This window comes from Allosphingosinicella vermicomposti (assembly GCF_003012815.1).
GTDB lineage: Bacteria > Pseudomonadota > Alphaproteobacteria > Sphingomonadales > Sphingomonadaceae > Allosphingosinicella > Allosphingosinicella vermicomposti.
In genome coordinates, this window is sequence record NZ_PXYJ01000003.1 from 378,862 (window position 1) to 395,682 (window position 16,821).

Here is a 16,821-nt window from a genome sequence, read left to right on the forward strand (position 1 = left end):
TTCATATCGAAACTATATAGGATTGCCGTGATGCGCGAGGTTTGTTTCCCCATTGCCGCCGCGGTTGCTGCGCTGTTCGTGGCAGCTCCTGTCGCCGCCCAATACGTAGCCGTTCCGGCTGCTAAGCCCGCTGCCAAAAAGCTTCCGCTTCAGGGTGTCGTGTGGAGATGCGGCGAGTATAATTGCGCGGCTGACAGGACAACCAGCAGGCCGGACACGGTCTGCGCGGCGTTCGTCCGGAAGGTGGGCCGCGTCTCTTCTTTTACGGCCGCTGGCGCGCCGCTCGACCCGACCGCGCTCGAAAAGTGCAACCAAAGCGCCAAAAACTAGCATTTTGTAATTGCAAGCAGGCCGGGCCAGCCCCCATGTTGGCCCGGTGCTGCGACAATATGAACTGCTCGATAAGGTCAAATCCTACGATCCGGATGCGGATGAGGCGCTGATCAATCGCGCTTACGTTTTCTCGATGAAAGCGCATGGCAGCCAGAAGCGCGCGTCCGGCGACCCCTATTTCAGCCATCCGATCGAGGTGGCGGGTATCCTCACCGACCTCCATCTCGACGACGAGACGATCGTCACCGCGATCCTTCACGATACGATCGAAGACACCGTCGCGACGCCCGAAGAGATCGAGAAATTGTTCGGCAAGAATGTCGCGCGGCTCGTCGACGGCGTCACCAAACTTTCCAAGATCGAAGCGCAGAGCGAGAGCGAGCGGGCGGCGGAAAACCTCCGCAAGTTCCTGCTCGCCATGTCGGGCGACATCCGCGTCCTGCTCGTGAAGCTCGCCGACCGGCTGCACAATATGCGTACCCTACACTTCATCGGGAATGAGGAGAAGCGACGCCGCATCGCTAAGGAGACAATGGACATCTATGCGCCCCTTGCCGAGCGGATCGGCATGTACGAGTTCATGAAGGAGATGCAGACGCTCGCCTTTCGCGAAATCGAGCCCGATGCCTATGAATCGATCGGCAGACGGCTGGAGCAGCTCAACACCGGCGATGGCGACCTTATCCAGCGTATCCAGCGCGGCCTGAAGGCGCATCTGGAAGCGAACGGGGTCGACGCCGATGTCCAGGGGCGTGAGAAGCATCCCTATTCCATCTGGCGCAAGATGGCCGAGCGTCATGTCAGCTTCGAACAGCTTTCGGACATCATGGCCTTCCGCTGCATCGTCGACAGCGTCGAGGATTGCTACCGCACCCTGGGCCTTATCCACCAGCGCTGGCCGATGGTGCCGGGGCGGTTCAAGGATTATATCTCGACGCCGAAGCGCAACGGCTATTGCTCGCTTCACACAACCGTCATCCACGATGAGAATATGCGGATCGAGATCCAGATCCGCACCCGCGACATGCACGCCCGCGCCGAATATGGCCTCGCCGCCCACTGGGCCTATAAGGAAGGCAAGACCGCGGCGGCGACGCAGCATCCCTGGATCACCGACCTGATCGAAATCCTGGAACATGCGGGCAGCGCCGAAGAGCTGCTCGAGCATACCCGCATGGCGATGTACCAGGATCGCATCTTCGCCTTCACGCCGAAGGGGGAATTGATCCAGCTGCCCAAGGGCGCGACGCCCGTGGACTTCGCTTATGCCGTCCACACCGACCTTGGCGACCAGACGGTGGGCGCGAAGATTAACGGCCGGGTGATGCCGCTCCGCACCCCGCTCGACAATGGCGACCAGGTCGAAATCCTGGTTTCGAAGGCGCAACACCCACAGCCCGCCTGGCTGGCCTTCGTCGTCACCGGCAAGGCGCGCGCCAAGGTCCGCCGCTTCGTAAAGTCGAAAGAGCGCGAGGAAACGATCTCGCTTGGCCGCAAGATTTTCGACGAGATTGTAGAACGGCTGCCCATGCCGCTGGGCTGGGAGGCCCTGACGGAAGCCTTGAAGCGCCTGCATCTGCCGGACGATGAGGCGCTGATGGAAGCGATCGCGCAAAAGCGGATCAGCGACACCGCCGTCATGGAAGCGCTGATGCCCGGCTCCACCGGCAAGGACGGCGTGAAGCCCCCGCCGCAGCGTTCCGCCATCTCGATCAAGGGCCTGACGCCCGGCGTCGCCTTCGACCTTGCCGAATGCTGCCACCCGGTGCCGGGCGACCGCATCGTCGGCCTGCGCCGCGAAGGGATCGGGATCGAGGTTCATACCATCGATTGCGAGAATCTGGCGAGCGGCCTCGATGCCGATTGGGTGGACCTTGCCTGGGGTGACGAGTCGGACGGCGGCACCGCGCGTCTGTCTGTCGTTCTCAAGAACGAGCCGGGCGCATTGGCCGCCATCGCAACCATCTTCGGCAATCATGGCGCGAATATCGTCAGCATGGAGCAGACGAGCCGCGACGGCAGCTTCCACACCTTCCAGCTCGATATCGAAGTGCATGACGTGCAGCATCTGATGCGAATCCTCGCCGCGCTCCGGGCGACGGATGTGGTTTCGACGGCTGAGCGCCTTTAAATCGTCACCCTGAACCCTTCGACCCGCTCAGGACATGCTTGTTTCAGGGTCCATGCTGATGACATATGCGAGGGTCGACCATGGATGCTGAAACGAGTTCAGCATGACGGCTGAGGGTGAGATGACCAACGCGAAAGACATGACCTACGGCCAATATCTCGGCCTCGATCAACTTCTTACCGCGCAGCATCCGCTGTCGGACCATCATGATGAATTGCTGTTCGTCATTATCCACCAGACCAAGGAATTGTGGCTGAAGCAGATCATCGCGGAACTGAAACTGTCCCGCGCCATGATCCGCGAGGACGCGCTGGTCCCGGTGCACAAGAGCCTGAGCCGCGTGTCCCGTATTCAATCGGTGATGACGCTGAGCTGGGACGTGCTGGCGACGATGACCCCGGCCGATTATTCAAGCTTCCGCGACGTGTTGGGCTCCAGTTCCGGCTTCCAATCCGCGCAATTCCGCCAGATCGAATATATGCTGGGCCTGAAGGATGGCGGGCATCTCAAATATCAGGAAGAGGGTTCGCCTGGCCATGACGCGCTGCGCCGCGCGCTCGAAAGTGCCAGCCTGTGGGATGAGGCCAATTGCGCGCTCGCCCGCGCCGGTTTCAGCCTGCCGTCCGAGGTGACGGAGCGGGATTGGACCCAGCGTTACCAACCCAATGCCGCCGTGGAAGAGGCCTGGCTCACCGTCTATCGCGACCCCAAAAAATGGTGGCCGCTTTACCAGCTCGCCGAAAAGCTGGTCGACCTCGACGATGCGATGGCCACCTGGCGCCACAAGCATGTCATTACCGTCGAACGGATCATCGGCTTCAAGCGCGGCACGGGCGGCACGGCGGGCGTCAAATATCTCCAGTCGACGCTTGAGAAGCGCGCCTTCCCCGAACTCTGGACTTTGCGCACCAAGTTATGAGCTGGAAGCGCCTGTTCAGCCGCGCGCTCGACGCCGCGCCCGGTCGCATCCACATGGCGGCGCACAGCCATCACCTGTGGCCCGACGCGAGCTTCCAGGGCCAAGTCGAAGCGTGGGAGGATGCCGCCGCGCTCGCCGACCACAAATGGGGAAAGGTGATGGGCTCGGTCTGGACCGAGGCGCAGGGTCATGTCGCCCGCACCCTTGGGCTGCCCGATCCGCAAAGCATCGTCTTTGCCGGCAACACGCATGATTTCATCATTCGCCTTGTCCTCGCGCTCGAACGCAAGCCGGTGCGTATCCTGGCGACAGATGGCGAATTTCACAGCTTCCGGCGCCAGATCGCCCGCTGGATCGAGGACGGCACGGTTACGCTCGACACCGTCGCGGTGGAGCCGTTCGAGGATTTCCCGGCGCGGATGATCGAACAGGCGAAGGCGGGCGCCTATGACCTCATCTTCCTGAGCCAGGTGTTTTTCGGCAGCGGCCATGTGCTGACCAATCTTGAGCCATTTGCCGCCTTGGCGCGCCCGGAGGGGCCGTGGGTGGTGGTGGACGGCTATCACGGCTTCATGGCCGTCGAGACCGATCTCGCGCCCGCCGCCGATCGCATCTTCTACCTCGCGGGCGGCTATAAGTATGCGATGGCGGGCGAGGGTTGCGCCTTCCTCCATTGCCCGCCGGGTTTTGGCGAGCGGCCCCCTCTCACCGGCTGGTACGCCGAATTTGCTGATCTCGCCGCGGCGCCCGGCGGGGGCATCGGCTATGCCAAGGACGCGATGCGCTTCATGGGCGCGACCTTCGATCCTTCCGCTCTTTATCGCGTCAATGCGGTCCAGCGGATGCTGCGCGACGAAGGGATTACGATCGCCAAGGCCAATGCTTATGTGCGCGCCCTGCAGCATAGACTGGTTGATGGTTTGCCCGGAACGAAGCTGTCGGCGGCGGCGCTCATCAATCCGCTGAACGACCGGCCCCATGCCCGTTTCCTCGCCTTCCGCACGCCGGGCGCTGCACGGTTGAGCGCGGCGCTGGAAGCCCGCAACATTGTCACCGACGTGCGGGGCGACGTGCTGCGGATCGGCTTTGCCCTCTATCAGGATCAGGGCGACGTGGACGCTTTGATCGCGGCGCTATCCCACACGTCATGCTGAACTTGTTTCAGCATCCATTCGGGGGACTGCGCGGCAGGTGACGAAATGGACCCTGAAACAAGTTCAGGGTGACGTCATTTCTAACCTGCTAGCACCCGATCCGCGACGAATGGGTTGCTTTGGCGCTCGTGGGCGAAGGTACTCATCGGGCCGTGGCCGGGAACGAAGGCGGTGTCTCCGCCCAGCGGCCAGAGGTTGCGCACGATCGCATCGAGCAGATCCTGATGGTTGCCGCGCGGAAAATCGGTGCGGCCGATCGACCCCTTGAACAAAACGTCGCCGACAATGGCGAGTTTGGACGGCGCATGGTGGAAGATCACATGGCCCGGCGTGTGGCCGGGACAGTGATAGACGTCGAGCGTCAGTTCGCCGACGTTCACGCTGTCGCCCTGATCCAGCCAGCGGTCGGGCGTGAAGGGGGTGCCGGGAACGCCGTAGCGCGCGCCGTCTTCGGCCAGCCGGTCGATCCAGAAGATATCGTCCCTGTGCGGCCCCTCGATCGGCACATTAAGCTCGTCCGCCAGCACCTTTGCCGATCCGCAATGATCGATATGGCCGTGAGTGATGAGCAATTTCTCGATGGTGACGCCCTGGCTTGCTGCGGCGGCCTTTAGCTGATCGAGGTCGCCGCCCGGATCGGTGAAGGCCCCGCGCATTGTCTTGGTGCACCAGATAAGTGTGCAATTCTGCTGGAGCGGCGTCACCGGGATGATGGCGGCTTTCAGGGGAGCGTCGGTCATAAGTCGGGCATGGCTTTGGCCGCGCGAAGATGCAAGAGACGGCACCGCCGTACCGCGCAGACGTTCGCGCAGAGATGGAGAGAAGGTTGATCCGGCAATATGGAGTGATTCCCTACCGGCGAAGCGCGAACGGCGCGATCGAGGTGATGCTTGTCACGTCGCGTGAGACGCGGCGCTGGGTGATTCCGCGCGGCAATCCGATATCCGGCTTGACCGGCGCTCAATCCGCCGCGCGTGAAGCCTTTGAGGAAGCGGGCGTCGAAGGGTCTTTGGCTGACGCGATCGGAACCTATGCCTATGATAAACGCAAGGCGAGCGGGATTGTCCCGGCTGAGGTCACCGTCTATCCGATGGCCGTTTCTTCGGTGCTGGACGACTGGCCCGAACGGCATGAGCGCGAGCGGCGCTGGTTCGCGCCGGGGGACGCCGCCGCGGCGGTGGACGAAGCGGGCCTCGGCGTCCTTGTCATAAAAGTGAAACAATTGTTGCTGGCTCCCTAGGCGTCGGCCTGTTAAGGGCGCGCGCGCAATTCAAGGGGAATGACATGCTGAAGTGGTTCCAGGCGGTGATGCCGAAGGAGGACGCGTTCTTCGGATTGTTCGCGAATCACGCGGAGGTGATGGTGAAGGGTGCCGACGCCATGGTCGCCCTGTTCCAGCCCGGCGCGGACATCGAGGATTGCTGCCGCAAGATCACCGAGTTCGAGCATCAGGCCGACGACATCACGCGCGAGACGCTGCACCTTGTCCGCCGCACCTTCATCACGCCGTTCGATCGCAGCGCCATTACCGGCCTCATCTCCTCCATGGACGACGCGATCGATGAAATGCGTCAGACCGCCAAGGCGATCACCCGTTTTGAAGTGACCGCGTTCGAGCCGCAGATGCTGGAAATCGCGAAGCTCGCCGCCGCCGCGTCCCGGCTTGTCGCGGAGGCTGTGCCGCTGCTCCGCAAGGTCGGCAAGAATGGCGGGCAGCTCCACACGATTACCGAGAAGATCGTGCATCTGGAGGGCGAGGCTGACGACATTCACGAAGACGGTCTCAAGACCCTCTATCTCCGCCAGGGTAAGGCCGACCCCATGGCCTTCATCGTCGGCCGCGAAATCTACAGCCACCTCGAGCGCGTGCTCGATCGTTATGAGGATGTCGCGAACGAGATTGACGGCATCGTCATCGATCACGCCTGATGGATCCGGCGCTCGCCTTCCCCTTGCTGGTCGCGCTGATCGGCGTTGCCTTGCTGTTCGATTTCCTGAACGGCCTGCACGACGCCGCCAATTCGATCGCGACCATCGTGTCGACGCGGGTGTTGCGGCCGCAATATGCGGTCGCCTGGGCGGCGTTCTTCAACTTCATCGCCTTTCTCTTCTTCGGCCTCCACGTCGCCGAGACGGTGGGCAAGGGGATCGTGGACGCGAGCGTCATCGATCCCGGCGTCATCTTCGGCGCGTTGATGGGCGCGATATCGTGGAACGTCATCACCTGGATGCTCGGCATTCCGTCCTCTTCGAGCCACGCCCTGATCGGCGGCCTGCTCGGCGCCGGCATCGCCAAAGCGGGTGTCGAAGCGGTGGTGTGGAACGGCGTCACCAAGACGACGGTCGCCATCTTCCTGTCGCCGACGATCGGCATGTTTGTCGCTTTGCTGCTCGTCCTTATCACCTCCTGGTTCATGCGACGCACGCCCGCGAACGAGGCGGATAGACGGTTCCGGCGGATGCAGATGGTCTCGGCCGCGCTCTATTCATTGGGCCATGGCGGCAATGATGCGCAAAAGACGATGGGCATCATTGCGGTCCTGCTCTTCTCCCAAGGGATGCTGGGAGGCACCTTCTACGTTCCCTTCTGGGTCGTCATCACCTGTCAGGCCGCGATGGGCCTGGGCACTTTGATGGGCGGCTGGCGGATCGTGCACACCATGGGGTCGAAGATTACCCGCCTGACACCCGCACAGGGTTTCTGTGCGGAAACCGGCGGCGCGATCATGCTGTTTTCGGCAACATGGCTCGGCATTCCCGTGTCGACGACGCACACGATCACCGGCGCGATTGTCGGCGTGGGCGCCGCACGCCGCGCGACGGCGGTGCGCTGGGGCGTCGCGGGCAATATCGTTATCGCCTGGGTCGTGACGCTGCCTGCCGCGGCCCTGATCGGCGCTGCCTTCTACTGGCTCACGCTCGCTTTCTGATCAGCATTCAACCACGTTGACGGCGAGCCCGCCGAGCGAGGTTTCCTTGTAGCGCTCGTTCATGTCGAGCCCGGTCTTGCGCATGGTCTCAATGACTTGATCGAGGCTGACCCGGTGCGTGCCATCGCCGATCAGGGCAAGGCGGGAGGCTTCGAGCGCTTTCACCGCGCCTACCGCATTGCGCTCGATACACGGCACCTGGACGAGGCCTCCGACTGGATCGCAGGTGAGGCCGAGATTATGCTCCATGCCGATTTCGGCGGCATTTTCGATCTGCTGCGGGGTGCCGCCAAGCGCCGCCGTTAGCCCCGCCGCCGCCATGGAACATGCAACGCCGACCTCGCCCTGACAGCCGACTTCGGCGCCCGAGATGGAGGCATTTTCCTTGAACAGGGATCCAATCGCCGCAGCGGTCAGCAGGAAGGCGCGGACTCCGTCATCCGACGCGGTCGGCGTGAAGCGCTGATAGTAACGCAGCACCGCCGGGACGATGCCCGCCGCGCCATTGGTGGGTGCAGTGACGACCCGGCCGCCAGCCGCATTCTCTTCGTTCACCGCCAAGGCCCAGAGATTGACCCAGTCGAGCACGGTGAGCGGATCGGACAGAGCCCGCTCCGCCCGTTCGGTGAGAAGCGTGTGGAGCGCAGGCGCGCGCCGCTTTACCTTGAGGCCCCCCGGCAAAATACCCTCGGCGCGGATGCCGCGATCGATGCAGGCCGACATGGCCGCCGCAATCGCGTCGAGGCGCGTGACGATCTCCGCTTCGGGCAAGGCCGCGCGTTCATTGGCATAAGCGATGGCGGCGATACTGAGCCCCTCGCGGTCGGCAATGGCGAGCAACTCCTCTCCGGAATGATAGTCGAAGGGCAGATCCCAGCCGCCTTCGGGCGGCGCGTTGCGGGCTATGGTGGCTTCGTCGACAATCGCGCCGCCGCCCACCGAATAATAAGTCGCCGCCGCAATCTCCGCGCCATCGGCATCGAAGGCCGCGAAATGCATGCCGTTGGAATGATGCGGCAGTCGCTCGCGTTGCAGGAACAGCAGGTCGCGATCCTCAACGAATGGCACGGCCCGGATGCCCGCGAGACTGATCGCGCCTTCGTCCCGCACGGTCGCGATGATCGCCTCGGCTTCATCCGGGCAGAGATTGTCGGGGTGCTTGCCCGACAGGCCCAGGATCACCGCCCGGTCGGTGGCGTGCCCCTTGCCGGTCAGCGCCAGCGACCCGTAGAGGCGCGCCTGCGCCCGGCCCACGCGATCCAGCGCGCCGCTTGCCGCCAGCCCCTCGACGAAGCGGGCGGCGGCCGTCATCGGTCCCATCGTGTGCGAACTCGACGGGCCGACCCCGATCTTGAACAGATCGAAGACGCTGGAAACCAAATGACCTCTCCTCAATGCATGGCGGATTGCCCCGCCTTATCGCGCAAGGGAATGACTTTGCCGTGAACGCTTGGCAAGACGGCGCGGCATGATCGATCCCGCTTCACCCTTTCTTTTGTTCGACGATGCGCGTTTCAGCGCTGGCCCGGCGCGCATGTATATGGACCCGCTGGAGATCGTGACGGCGCACGAACCCGGGGAAGTTCGCCCTGCGCTTGACCAGCTGCGCGCGGCGCTCGCGGCCGGTTTCCATGTCGCGGGCTATCTTGCTTACGAAGCGGGCCACGCGCTCGAACCCAGGCTCGCGCCGGTTGCGCGCAGCACAAGGGAGGGGGAGCCCCCCTTGCTCTGGTTCGGCTTGTTCCGCGACGTTCAATTCGCAGACCCTAAAGCCCTTCTGCCGCCAGCCGCAGGAAGCGCCGGACCGGTACGGCCCCTTATCGAGGAGGATGCTTATTGCGACGCCATCACTCAGGTGAAGGCGCACATTGCGGCGGGCAATATCTATCAGGCGAATTTCACGTTCCAGACTGAAGTCGATGTCTCCGGCGATCCCCTCGCCCTTTACGCTGCCATCCGCGAGCGGGCGAAGGCGGGCCATGGCGGTATCGTGCGGACGGAGGACCATTGGCTCCTCTCTTTCTCGCCCGAACTCTTCTTCACGCTGGAGAAGGGCCGGATCACGACCCGCCCGATGAAAGGCACGGCGCCCCGTCATCCCGAGCCTGCGGCCGATGCTGAAGCCGCCCGGCTGCTTGCTGCCGACGAAAAGCAGCGGGCCGAAAATCTGATGATCGTCGACCTTCTCCGCAACGACCTCTCCCGCATCGCGCGGACGGGGAGCGTCACGGTGCCGCATCTCTTCACCGTCGAAACCTATCCGACCGTCCACCAGATGACCTCGACGGTGACTGCGGAAGCGGAGGAGGGGATCGGCGCGGTCGATATTATCGAAGCGATCTTCCCCTGCGGATCGATCACCGGCGCACCGAAAATTCGCGCCATGGAAATTATCGATCAGGTCGAGGCGCGCGCGCGCGGAGTCTATACCGGCTCGATCGGCTGGGTGGAGCCGGGGGGCGATGCCGCCTTCAACGTCGCGATCCGCACCTTGAGCCTCGCGGACGGGAGCGGCATTGCTTCGCTGGGGCTTGGATCGGGGATCGTGACGGACAGCCGCGCAGATGATGAGTGGCGCGAGTGTCTGTCGAAGGGGAGGTTCGTGCAAATATGACCGATTTCGATCTCATTGAGACGATCCTCTTCGATCCGGAAGAAGGCGTCGTCGATACCGAACGGCATTTGAACCGCATGAAGGTGAGCGCCGATGCTCTGGGCTTCAATTTCGACCGCCATGGCGCCCGCAACGAGCTTCAGGCCGCGACCTTTCGCCTGCGTCAGCCGCACCGCCTGCGCCTGATGCTAAGCCGGTCCGGCGCCATGGCGATCGAAGGAGGACCACGCCCCCAAAGCCCAGCCGAGGCACATGTGGCGATCGTACCCTTGCCGGTGGCGAGCGCCGACATTCGCCTTCGCCACAAGACGAGCGACCGCGCCTTTTACGACGATGCCCGGGCGGCAAGCGGGGCGTTCGAAATCCTGTTCGTGGATGCAGACGGCTTCCTCACCGAGGGCAGCTTCACAACCCTGTTCGTTGAGCGCGGCGGCACATTGCTGACACCGCCTTTGTCGCGTGGGCTGTTACCGGGAGTTTTGCGCCAGCGGCTGATCGACGAAGGCCGCGCCTTTGAAGCTGACCTGCGGGTGGAAGACCTTCAGGCAGGCTTCCTGATCGGCAATGCATTGCGGGGACTGATTCCTGCGCGACTGGCTTAATCCCGTCATTGCGAGCGAAGCGAAGCAATCCAGCGGCGCCGAACCTGACCACCAGCATGGATTGCCGCGTCGCGTGCGCTCCTCGCAATGACGACGTCAGGCCGCGACCGGAAAGCGCAGCAGCCGGTCCGATACCGGCACCAAAGCCTCGGCCCGCCCCCCAATCGCCCGAATGATTTCGGGATGGGTGACATCAAGCCCGCCGGTGAGCGATCCGAAAGCGGGCAGGATGATCTTGCTGCCCGTGGCGATGAAGCAGCGGCGGGACACTTTCCGTCCGCGCACATTCAGGCGCAATTTGGGATGGAAGTGGCCGGATAGTTCCGGCCGGGTCTCCCCGGGCTGGGCTTCGTGCCGGAGCAGGAGGCCGTCGACCCCCGCTTCCTCGACGATCGTGCCGCCGCAATGATCGGCAAAGCCCGGATCGTGATTGCCGGTGATCCACGTCCAGCGCGTTCTGGCGGTCAGCGCCGTCAGCATGTTCCGCGCGCGGGGGGGAAGCCGGTCGCAGCCGAATTTGTCGTGAAAACTATCGCCCAGGCACCAAATTTCCGCCGCGCCGGTCGCCTCCTGAAGCACCGTCAGGTCGCTCAATGTCGCGATTGAATCGTACGGGGGAAGCATCTGGCCCAGCCGGGCGAACCAGCTCGCTTTTTCAAGATGCAGGTCCGCGACGAGCAGTGCGCGCCGGTGGGGCCAGTAAAGCGCGCCTTGCGGCAACGCCATCAATTCATGACCCGCGAACGAAAAGGGAACCATTTGGGCCCGCTACCGCTCCGGCGGCGTGGGCGCAAGTGTCATTGCGGCAGGATGATCGCGCTTTGGGCAAGGGGAACAGGTACTTGTGCTTGAAGGTCGTCGGGCATCGTGACCCAGAAGAGCAAAGCGCCCACCGCGAAACCCTGCGCCATCAGCGCGAAAGGATTGCTGAGCTTTTTCTTCAACGCACGCTTCGTCACGACCATCACCCCGCCGCGGGAAAGCGGCGCCTTCTTCAAATGAGGTTGAGGCGGTGCCCCTAACCCCTTGTCACACACATTTCATCTGAAATTGTTGCGCTGCGGCAATTATTCAAGCGCACCTGAACCGAAACTGAGCGATCAGGCGTTGTCGTCGTCCGTTTTTTCCGCGGGCAGGACGCGTTTCAGCAGCTGAATGGCGGTGAGGAGCAGGACGGCAAACCCGCCGCCGATCAGCACCACGCCATATTGGCCGCAACCGCAGGCGATACCGACCGCCGCCGCGATCCAGATATTGGCGGCCGTGGTCATGTTGCGCACGGTGCCGCCCCGCACGAAAATGATCCCCGCAGCGATGAAGCCGATCGCCTGGCTCAGCCCCTGGATCGAGCGGAGCGGATCGGGCGCGATCTCCGCCGATCGCAAATCCTGATAGAGGAGGAGCGAGGACACCATGATCATCGCGGAGCTCAGGGCGACCAGAGCATGGGTGCGGATTCCGGCCTCGTGACCCCGGATTTCGCGGTCGATGCCCAGGATCAGGCCGAGCAGGGACGCAAGGCCAAGCCGCATTAACAGTTCAGGCGGCGAGGATAGATCGAGCGGATCGGCCGACAGCATCGGCAAAGATTACAAAGCCCGGCGGGCGGCGTCCAGCACCGCCCGCCGGGCATGAGATGAGGGGGTCAGGCGGCTTCGCTATCCGCTTCGATCAGCGTCTGTTCGCCGCTTTTAATCTCGATCTTGCGCGGCTTCATCGCCTCCGGGATCTCGCGGACGAGTTCGATGACGAGCAGGCCGTCGGCAAGGTCGGCACGCTCAACGCGGACGAAATCGGCAAGCTCGAAGCGGCGCTCGAACGCGCGCGTCGCGATGCCCATGTGCAGGAAATTGGCTTCCTTGCGGGTTTCGCTCTTGCGGCCGGTGACGGTCAGCAAGTTCTGCCGTGCGGTGACGTCGATCTCGCCAGCCTTGAAGCCGGCGACGGCGAGGGTGATGCGATAGCTGTCGTCGCTCAATTTCTCGATGTCGAAGGGGGGATAATTGTCCACCTGTTCCGCGCGGCCCGCGGTTTCGAGGAAGTCGAACAGCCGGTCGAAACCGACGGTCGAGCGGCGGAAGGGGGTGAGGTCGAATTGGTTACGCATGTCATGTCCTCCATTGAGCAACATTGATCGCGGTTCCGGGAGCGGACACCGCTATTCCGGACGCCCGAAGCGCGCCCGGCGGATGCGATCTAGGGAGGCCATCAAGCCATTCAAGGCCTGCCAACGAGGCGTCAATCCAGCCGCATCGCCTCGGCGGCGAGGCTTTCGGCTTCGATGAGCAGGGCATCGTCGGCGGTGCCGGTGGCGACCCGCTCCCGCCCGATGATGACAAGGACGGGGACCGCCATCGGCGACACGCGCTCCAATGCCACATGCAGCATCGTATCGGCCGCCCTGTCGAGCAATCGCGCGAGACGGCCGACATCGGTCATGCGCTGGCGGGCATCTTCCCAGGCGGCACGAAGGAGCAGATGATCGGGCTCGTAGCGGCGCAATACGTCGTAGATCAGATCGGTCGAGAAGGTGACCTGCTTACCGGATTTTTTCCTGCCGGGATGATGGCGCTCCACGAGGCCCCCGATCACGGCCACTTCGCGGAAGGCGCGCTTCAACAGGTTCGACCCCTGCACCCATTCGACGAATTCATGTTCGAGTATGTCGGATGACAGAAGCGCGGCGGGATCGGTGATCGGCTCGAGGCCGTAGCAGGCCAGCGCATAATCGTTGGAGACGAAGCCCAGCGGCTTCAGCCCCATCGTCTCCATCCGCCGCGTAATCAGCATGCCGAGCGACTGGTGCGCATTCCAGCCTTCAAAGCTGTAGATCACCATATAGTGCCGCCCCTCATGAGGGAACGTCTCGACGAGCAACTGATCGGGCGCCGGAAGGGTGGAGCGGCGCTCCTGCACCCGCAGCCAATACTGAACATCGTCCGGAAAGCGCGGCCATTGATCACGCTCGAACAGGAAATGGCGGACGCGGTCGGCAAGGTTGGTCGTCATCGCCATCCGCGCGCCGACATAGGTCGGGATGCGCGCGGATTTGGATGTGGCGCGCACGAAAAGATCGGTGCCGTCAATCTTCTCCACTTCCAGCACGAGGCCGGAGAAATAAAAGGTATCGCCGGTAGACAGGGTTGATGCGAAATAATCCTCGACAGTGCCAAGCTTCCGCCCGTTGCGAAACTTCACGTCGAGCAAAGGCGCATCGACGATGATCCCGGCATTCATGCGGTGCTGTTGGATGAAGCGCGGATGGGACACGCGCCACAGCCCGTCCGGTCCCTTCGTCAACCGCTTGAACTTATCGTAGGCCCGCAGCGCATAACCGCCGCTCTCGATATAGGCGAGTACCTGTGCAAACAGCTGAGCCGACAGCCCGGCATAGGGCGCGGCGGAGCGAACCTCCGCCAGCATCTCTTCCTCGACGAACGGCGCGGCGCAGGCGAGGCCCATGATATGCTGGGCGAGCACATCGAGCGCGCCGGGGCGGAAGAGCTCGGGATCAAGTTCGCCAGTGTCGATGGCGTCGAGGGCGGCGCGCGCCTCCAGATATTCAAACCGGTTGCCGGGTACGATCAAGGCTTCCGAGGGCTCGTCCATCCGGTGGTTGGACCGCCCGATGCGCTGCGTGAGACGCGACGAGCCCTTGGGCGCGCCCATCTGGATGACGAGATCGACATCGCCCCAATCGACGCCGAGATCGAGGCTGGCGGTACAGACGAGCGCGCGCAGCCTTCCGTCCGCGACGGCATTTTCCACCTTCCGCCGCGCTTCGACGGACAGCGAGCCGTGGTGGATGCCGATCGGCAAATTCCGCTCGTTCACCGTCCAAAGATCCTGAAAGATGAGTTCGGCAAGGCTGCGCGTGTTGCAGAAGATGAGGCTCGTCTTGTGCGCCTCGACCTCCTTCATCACCTGCGCCGTCGCCCAGCGTCCGCTATGGCCGGACCAGGGAATGCGCTCGTCCGCCGGCAGCATGATCTGGATGTCGGCCTTCGCGCCGGGATCGCCGCGCACTACGTCCACCGTCTCGATATCGGCATCGGGGGCAAGCCAGCCCTGATAGGCTTCGGGATCGGCAACGGTCGCGGAGAGGGCAACGCGGCGGAGGCCGGGCGATAATTTCTGCAACCGCGCCATGGCGAGGGAAAGGAGATCGCCGCGCTTGCCCGCCGCAAAAGCGTGGACTTCATCGACAACGATCGTGCTGAGATTGGCGAACAGAATCGCGCTGCCCTCATGGCTCAAGAGCAGCGACAGGGATTCTGGCGTGGTGAGAAGGATGTGGGGAGGCCTCACCCGCTGGCGCGCCTTGCGGTCCGATGGCGTGTCGCCGGTCCGCGCCTCCACGGTGATGGGGAGGCCCATTTCTTCGATCGGCGCCAGCAGATTACGGCGAATGTCGATCGCCAGTGCCTTTAGCGGCGAAACGTAAAGGGTGTGGAGCCCTTCAAACCCGTTTCCCCCGTTCCGTTCGGGCTGAGCTTGTCGAAGCCCTGCCTTCCCCTTTTTCTCAGCGCTGGAAGGTGAGGACAGCCCTTCGACAGGCTCAGGGCGAACGGAGGGGGTGAAGGCCTCTGTCAGTTCGACGAGAGTCGGCAGGAAGCCCGCTAGGGTTTTACCCGCACCAGTGGGCGCGACCAGCAAGGCGTTGCGTCCGGCCCGTGCCGCCGCCAGCATTTCGAGCTGATGCCGGCGGGGCGCCCAGCCTTTTTCCGCGAACCAATCCGCGATGACAGGGGGCAGGGCCGTCCCGGCCTTGCCTGTCACCATGGCGTTTTAAAGCTTCTCATCGTCCAGTTTGGCATCTTCCGCCTTGTATAGATCCCGGGTCGCCTGCTCCGTGCGGTCGACGTCGCGACGGCTTGCCTTGCGGTTGCGCAGCATGGCCCACAATATGACCAGTGCCAACAGGATCGGGCCGATGATCGTGATAAGGCTCCAGCTAAAACCGCCTGAATCCATCTTGCGTCTCCTTGTTTCACGCGGGCGGCGTGGAGCCTTCCGCGTCTTTTGCCATTATAGCTCCCGATGGCCCGCCTCGGTTCCTGGATAGAGCCTTTTCCCGAAGGCATTTACGTGAAGCCCGCCGACGCCTGGGTGGACCCCTCCCAGCCCAAGCGCCAGGCGCTCGTCACGCACGGCCACGCCGATCACGCGCGGGGCGGGCATGGGCAGGTGTGGGCAACGCCCGAAACGCTCGCCATCATGGAATGCCGCTACGGGCCGCAGCGTGGCGTACCGGTCGGCTATGGCGAGGTAATCCGGATGGGCGATGTGGAGGTGAGCTTCGTGCCCGCGGGCCATGTTCTCGGCTCCTCGCAGATCATCCTCGATCATGCAGGGGAGCGCGTCGTCGTTTCCGGCGATTACAAGCGTCGCCCCGATCCCACCTGCGCGCCGTTCGAGCCGGTGCCGTGCGATATCTTCATTACCGAGGCGACGTTCGGCCTCCCCGTCTTCCGCCACCCCGATACGGGCAGCGAGATGGATAGGCTGCTGGAGCGGCTCCACGCCAATCCGGATCGCTGCGTGCTTGTCGGCGCTTATGCGCTCGGCAAGGCGCAACGCGTGATCATGGAGCTAAGGCGGCGCGGACACCATTACCCAATCTATATTCACGGCGCCCTCCAGCGTCTCTGCGATCTCTATCAGGAGTTTGGCGTCGAGCTTGGCGATCTCCGCCCCGCAACTGGCGTGCCGAAAGATGAACTGAAAGGCCGCATCATCCTCTCCCCGCCCGGCGCCCTCAACGACCGCTGGTCGCGGCGCCTGCCCGATCCGATCACCGCCATGGCATCGGGCTGGATGCGTGTCCGCCAGCGCGCGCGGCAGCGAAATGTCGAGCTCCCCCTCATCATCTCCGACCATGCAGACTGGGACGAACTCACCGCAACCCTACGCGAAATCGCGCCGAAGGAAGTGTGGGTCACGCACGGCCGCGAGGAAGCCTTGATGCATTGGTGCGCGATGCACCAGATCAAGGCGCGGGAACTGAATTTGGTGGGATATGAAGATGAGGATGATTAGCCCCCCGCCCGTCATGCAGAACTTGTTTCAGGATCCATCGACGCGCACTGCGGATGTCACCGGCATGGACCCTGAAACAAGTTCAGGGTGACGATTGGG

General features: G+C 63.3%; 18 protein-coding genes. 10 read left to right on the top strand and 8 right to left on the bottom strand.

Features of this window, described 5'->3' with window-relative positions:
• Positions 1-30: 30 nt before the first annotated feature.
• The 4 genes from C7I56_RS12820 to C7I56_RS10660 all read left to right on the top strand — a co-directional run bounded on the left by C7I56_RS12820 (position 31) and on the right by C7I56_RS10660 (position 4,537).
• Positions 31-330: a CC_3452 family protein gene (locus C7I56_RS12820; RefSeq protein WP_106640570.1), complete on the top strand. Its 300-nt coding sequence runs from the start codon at positions 31-33 to the stop codon at positions 328-330.
• 46 nt (positions 331-376) lie between these two features.
• Positions 377-2,464, top strand: a complete 2,088-nt coding sequence (locus C7I56_RS10650; RefSeq protein WP_106640571.1) for a RelA/SpoT family protein — start codon at positions 377-379, stop codon at positions 2,462-2,464.
• Between the two features lie 103 nt (positions 2,465-2,567).
• Positions 2,568-3,383 (top strand): tryptophan 2,3-dioxygenase, encoded by an 816-nt coding sequence (locus C7I56_RS10655; protein WP_245409683.1) that lies wholly within the window; start codon positions 2,568-2,570, stop codon positions 3,381-3,383.
• Positions 3,380-4,537 (top strand): aminotransferase class V-fold PLP-dependent enzyme, encoded by a 1,158-nt coding sequence (locus C7I56_RS10660; RefSeq protein WP_106640573.1) that lies wholly within the window; start codon positions 3,380-3,382, stop codon positions 4,535-4,537. Before C7I56_RS10655 ends, C7I56_RS10660 begins: the two co-directional genes overlap by 4 nt.
• 80 nt (positions 4,538-4,617) lie before the next feature.
• Here C7I56_RS10660 and C7I56_RS10665 read toward each other — a convergent pair whose 3' ends face one another.
• Entirely contained in the window at positions 4,618-5,277 is a 660-nt protein-coding gene (locus C7I56_RS10665; RefSeq protein WP_106640574.1) for an MBL fold metallo-hydrolase, read from the bottom strand.
• Positions 5,278-5,351: 74 nt separating this feature from the next.
• On the opposite strand from C7I56_RS10665, the gene C7I56_RS12800 reads away from it, so the two are divergent.
• The 3 genes from C7I56_RS12800 to C7I56_RS10675 are packed head-to-tail and all read left to right on the top strand — an operon-like array spanning position 5,352 to position 7,467.
• Positions 5,352-5,777, top strand: coding sequence for an NUDIX hydrolase (locus C7I56_RS12800; RefSeq protein ID WP_342587707.1), 426 nt, complete (start codon positions 5,352-5,354; stop codon positions 5,775-5,777).
• A gap of 44 nt (positions 5,778-5,821) precedes the next feature.
• Complete coding sequence (locus C7I56_RS12805; RefSeq protein ID WP_342587708.1) at positions 5,822-6,466, top strand: DUF47 domain-containing protein; 645 nt, start codon at positions 5,822-5,824, stop codon at positions 6,464-6,466.
• Positions 6,466-7,467 carry an inorganic phosphate transporter gene (locus C7I56_RS10675; RefSeq protein ID WP_106640575.1) on the top strand — a complete coding sequence of 334 codons (1,002 nt, stop codon included), beginning with the start codon at positions 6,466-6,468 and terminating at the stop codon, positions 7,465-7,467. Before C7I56_RS12805 ends, C7I56_RS10675 begins: the two co-directional genes overlap by 1 nt.
• Here C7I56_RS10675 and C7I56_RS10680 read toward each other — a convergent pair whose 3' ends face one another.
• Entirely contained in the window at positions 7,468-8,847 is a 1,380-nt protein-coding gene (locus tag C7I56_RS10680; protein ID WP_106640576.1) for an L-serine ammonia-lyase, read from the bottom strand.
• 88 nt (positions 8,848-8,935) lie between these two features.
• Between C7I56_RS10680 and pabB the strand changes: the two genes are divergently transcribed.
• Both pabB and C7I56_RS10690 read left to right on the top strand, forming a co-directional pair.
• Positions 8,936-10,081, top strand: coding sequence for an aminodeoxychorismate synthase component I (gene pabB / locus C7I56_RS10685; protein WP_106640577.1), 1,146 nt, complete (start codon positions 8,936-8,938; stop codon positions 10,079-10,081).
• Complete coding sequence (locus C7I56_RS10690; protein WP_106640578.1) at positions 10,078-10,683, top strand: aminotransferase class IV; 606 nt, start codon at positions 10,078-10,080, stop codon at positions 10,681-10,683. The genes pabB and C7I56_RS10690 overlap by 4 nt, the downstream gene beginning before the upstream one ends.
• Positions 10,684-10,779: 96 nt before the next feature.
• On the opposite strand, the gene pdeM is transcribed toward C7I56_RS10690, so the two are convergent.
• The 6 genes from pdeM to C7I56_RS10715 form a co-directional block, all read right to left on the bottom strand.
• On the bottom strand, positions 10,780-11,442 hold the full coding sequence (pdeM, locus tag C7I56_RS10695) for a ligase-associated DNA damage response endonuclease PdeM (RefSeq protein WP_106640579.1): 663 nt from the start codon (positions 11,440-11,442) through the stop codon (positions 10,780-10,782).
• A gap of 38 nt (positions 11,443-11,480) precedes the next feature.
• Positions 11,481-11,642, bottom strand: a complete 162-nt coding sequence (locus C7I56_RS12395) for a hypothetical protein (protein ID WP_158703101.1) — start codon at positions 11,640-11,642, stop codon at positions 11,481-11,483.
• A 141-nt stretch (positions 11,643-11,783) separates the two neighbouring features.
• Entirely contained in the window at positions 11,784-12,263 is a 480-nt protein-coding gene (locus C7I56_RS10700) for an MgtC/SapB family protein (RefSeq protein ID WP_106640580.1), read from the bottom strand.
• Positions 12,264-12,328: 65 nt separating this feature from the next.
• On the bottom strand, positions 12,329-12,790 hold the full coding sequence (locus C7I56_RS10705) for an Hsp20 family protein (protein WP_106640717.1): 462 nt from the start codon (positions 12,788-12,790) through the stop codon (positions 12,329-12,331).
• 131 nt (positions 12,791-12,921) lie between these two features.
• The gene (locus C7I56_RS10710; protein WP_106640581.1) at positions 12,922-15,465 is read right to left on the bottom strand and encodes a ligase-associated DNA damage response DEXH box helicase; all 2,544 of its coding nucleotides are present in this window, start codon (positions 15,463-15,465) and stop codon (positions 12,922-12,924) included.
• A gap of 6 nt (positions 15,466-15,471) precedes the next feature.
• Positions 15,472-15,657, bottom strand: a complete 186-nt coding sequence (locus C7I56_RS10715) for a hypothetical protein (RefSeq protein ID WP_106640582.1) — start codon at positions 15,655-15,657, stop codon at positions 15,472-15,474.
• 66 nt (positions 15,658-15,723) lie between these two features.
• On the opposite strand from C7I56_RS10715, the gene C7I56_RS10720 reads away from it, so the two are divergent.
• Positions 15,724-16,722: a ligase-associated DNA damage response exonuclease gene (locus C7I56_RS10720; RefSeq protein WP_106640583.1), complete on the top strand. Its 999-nt coding sequence runs from the start codon at positions 15,724-15,726 to the stop codon at positions 16,720-16,722.
• Positions 16,723-16,821 lie beyond the last annotated feature (99 nt).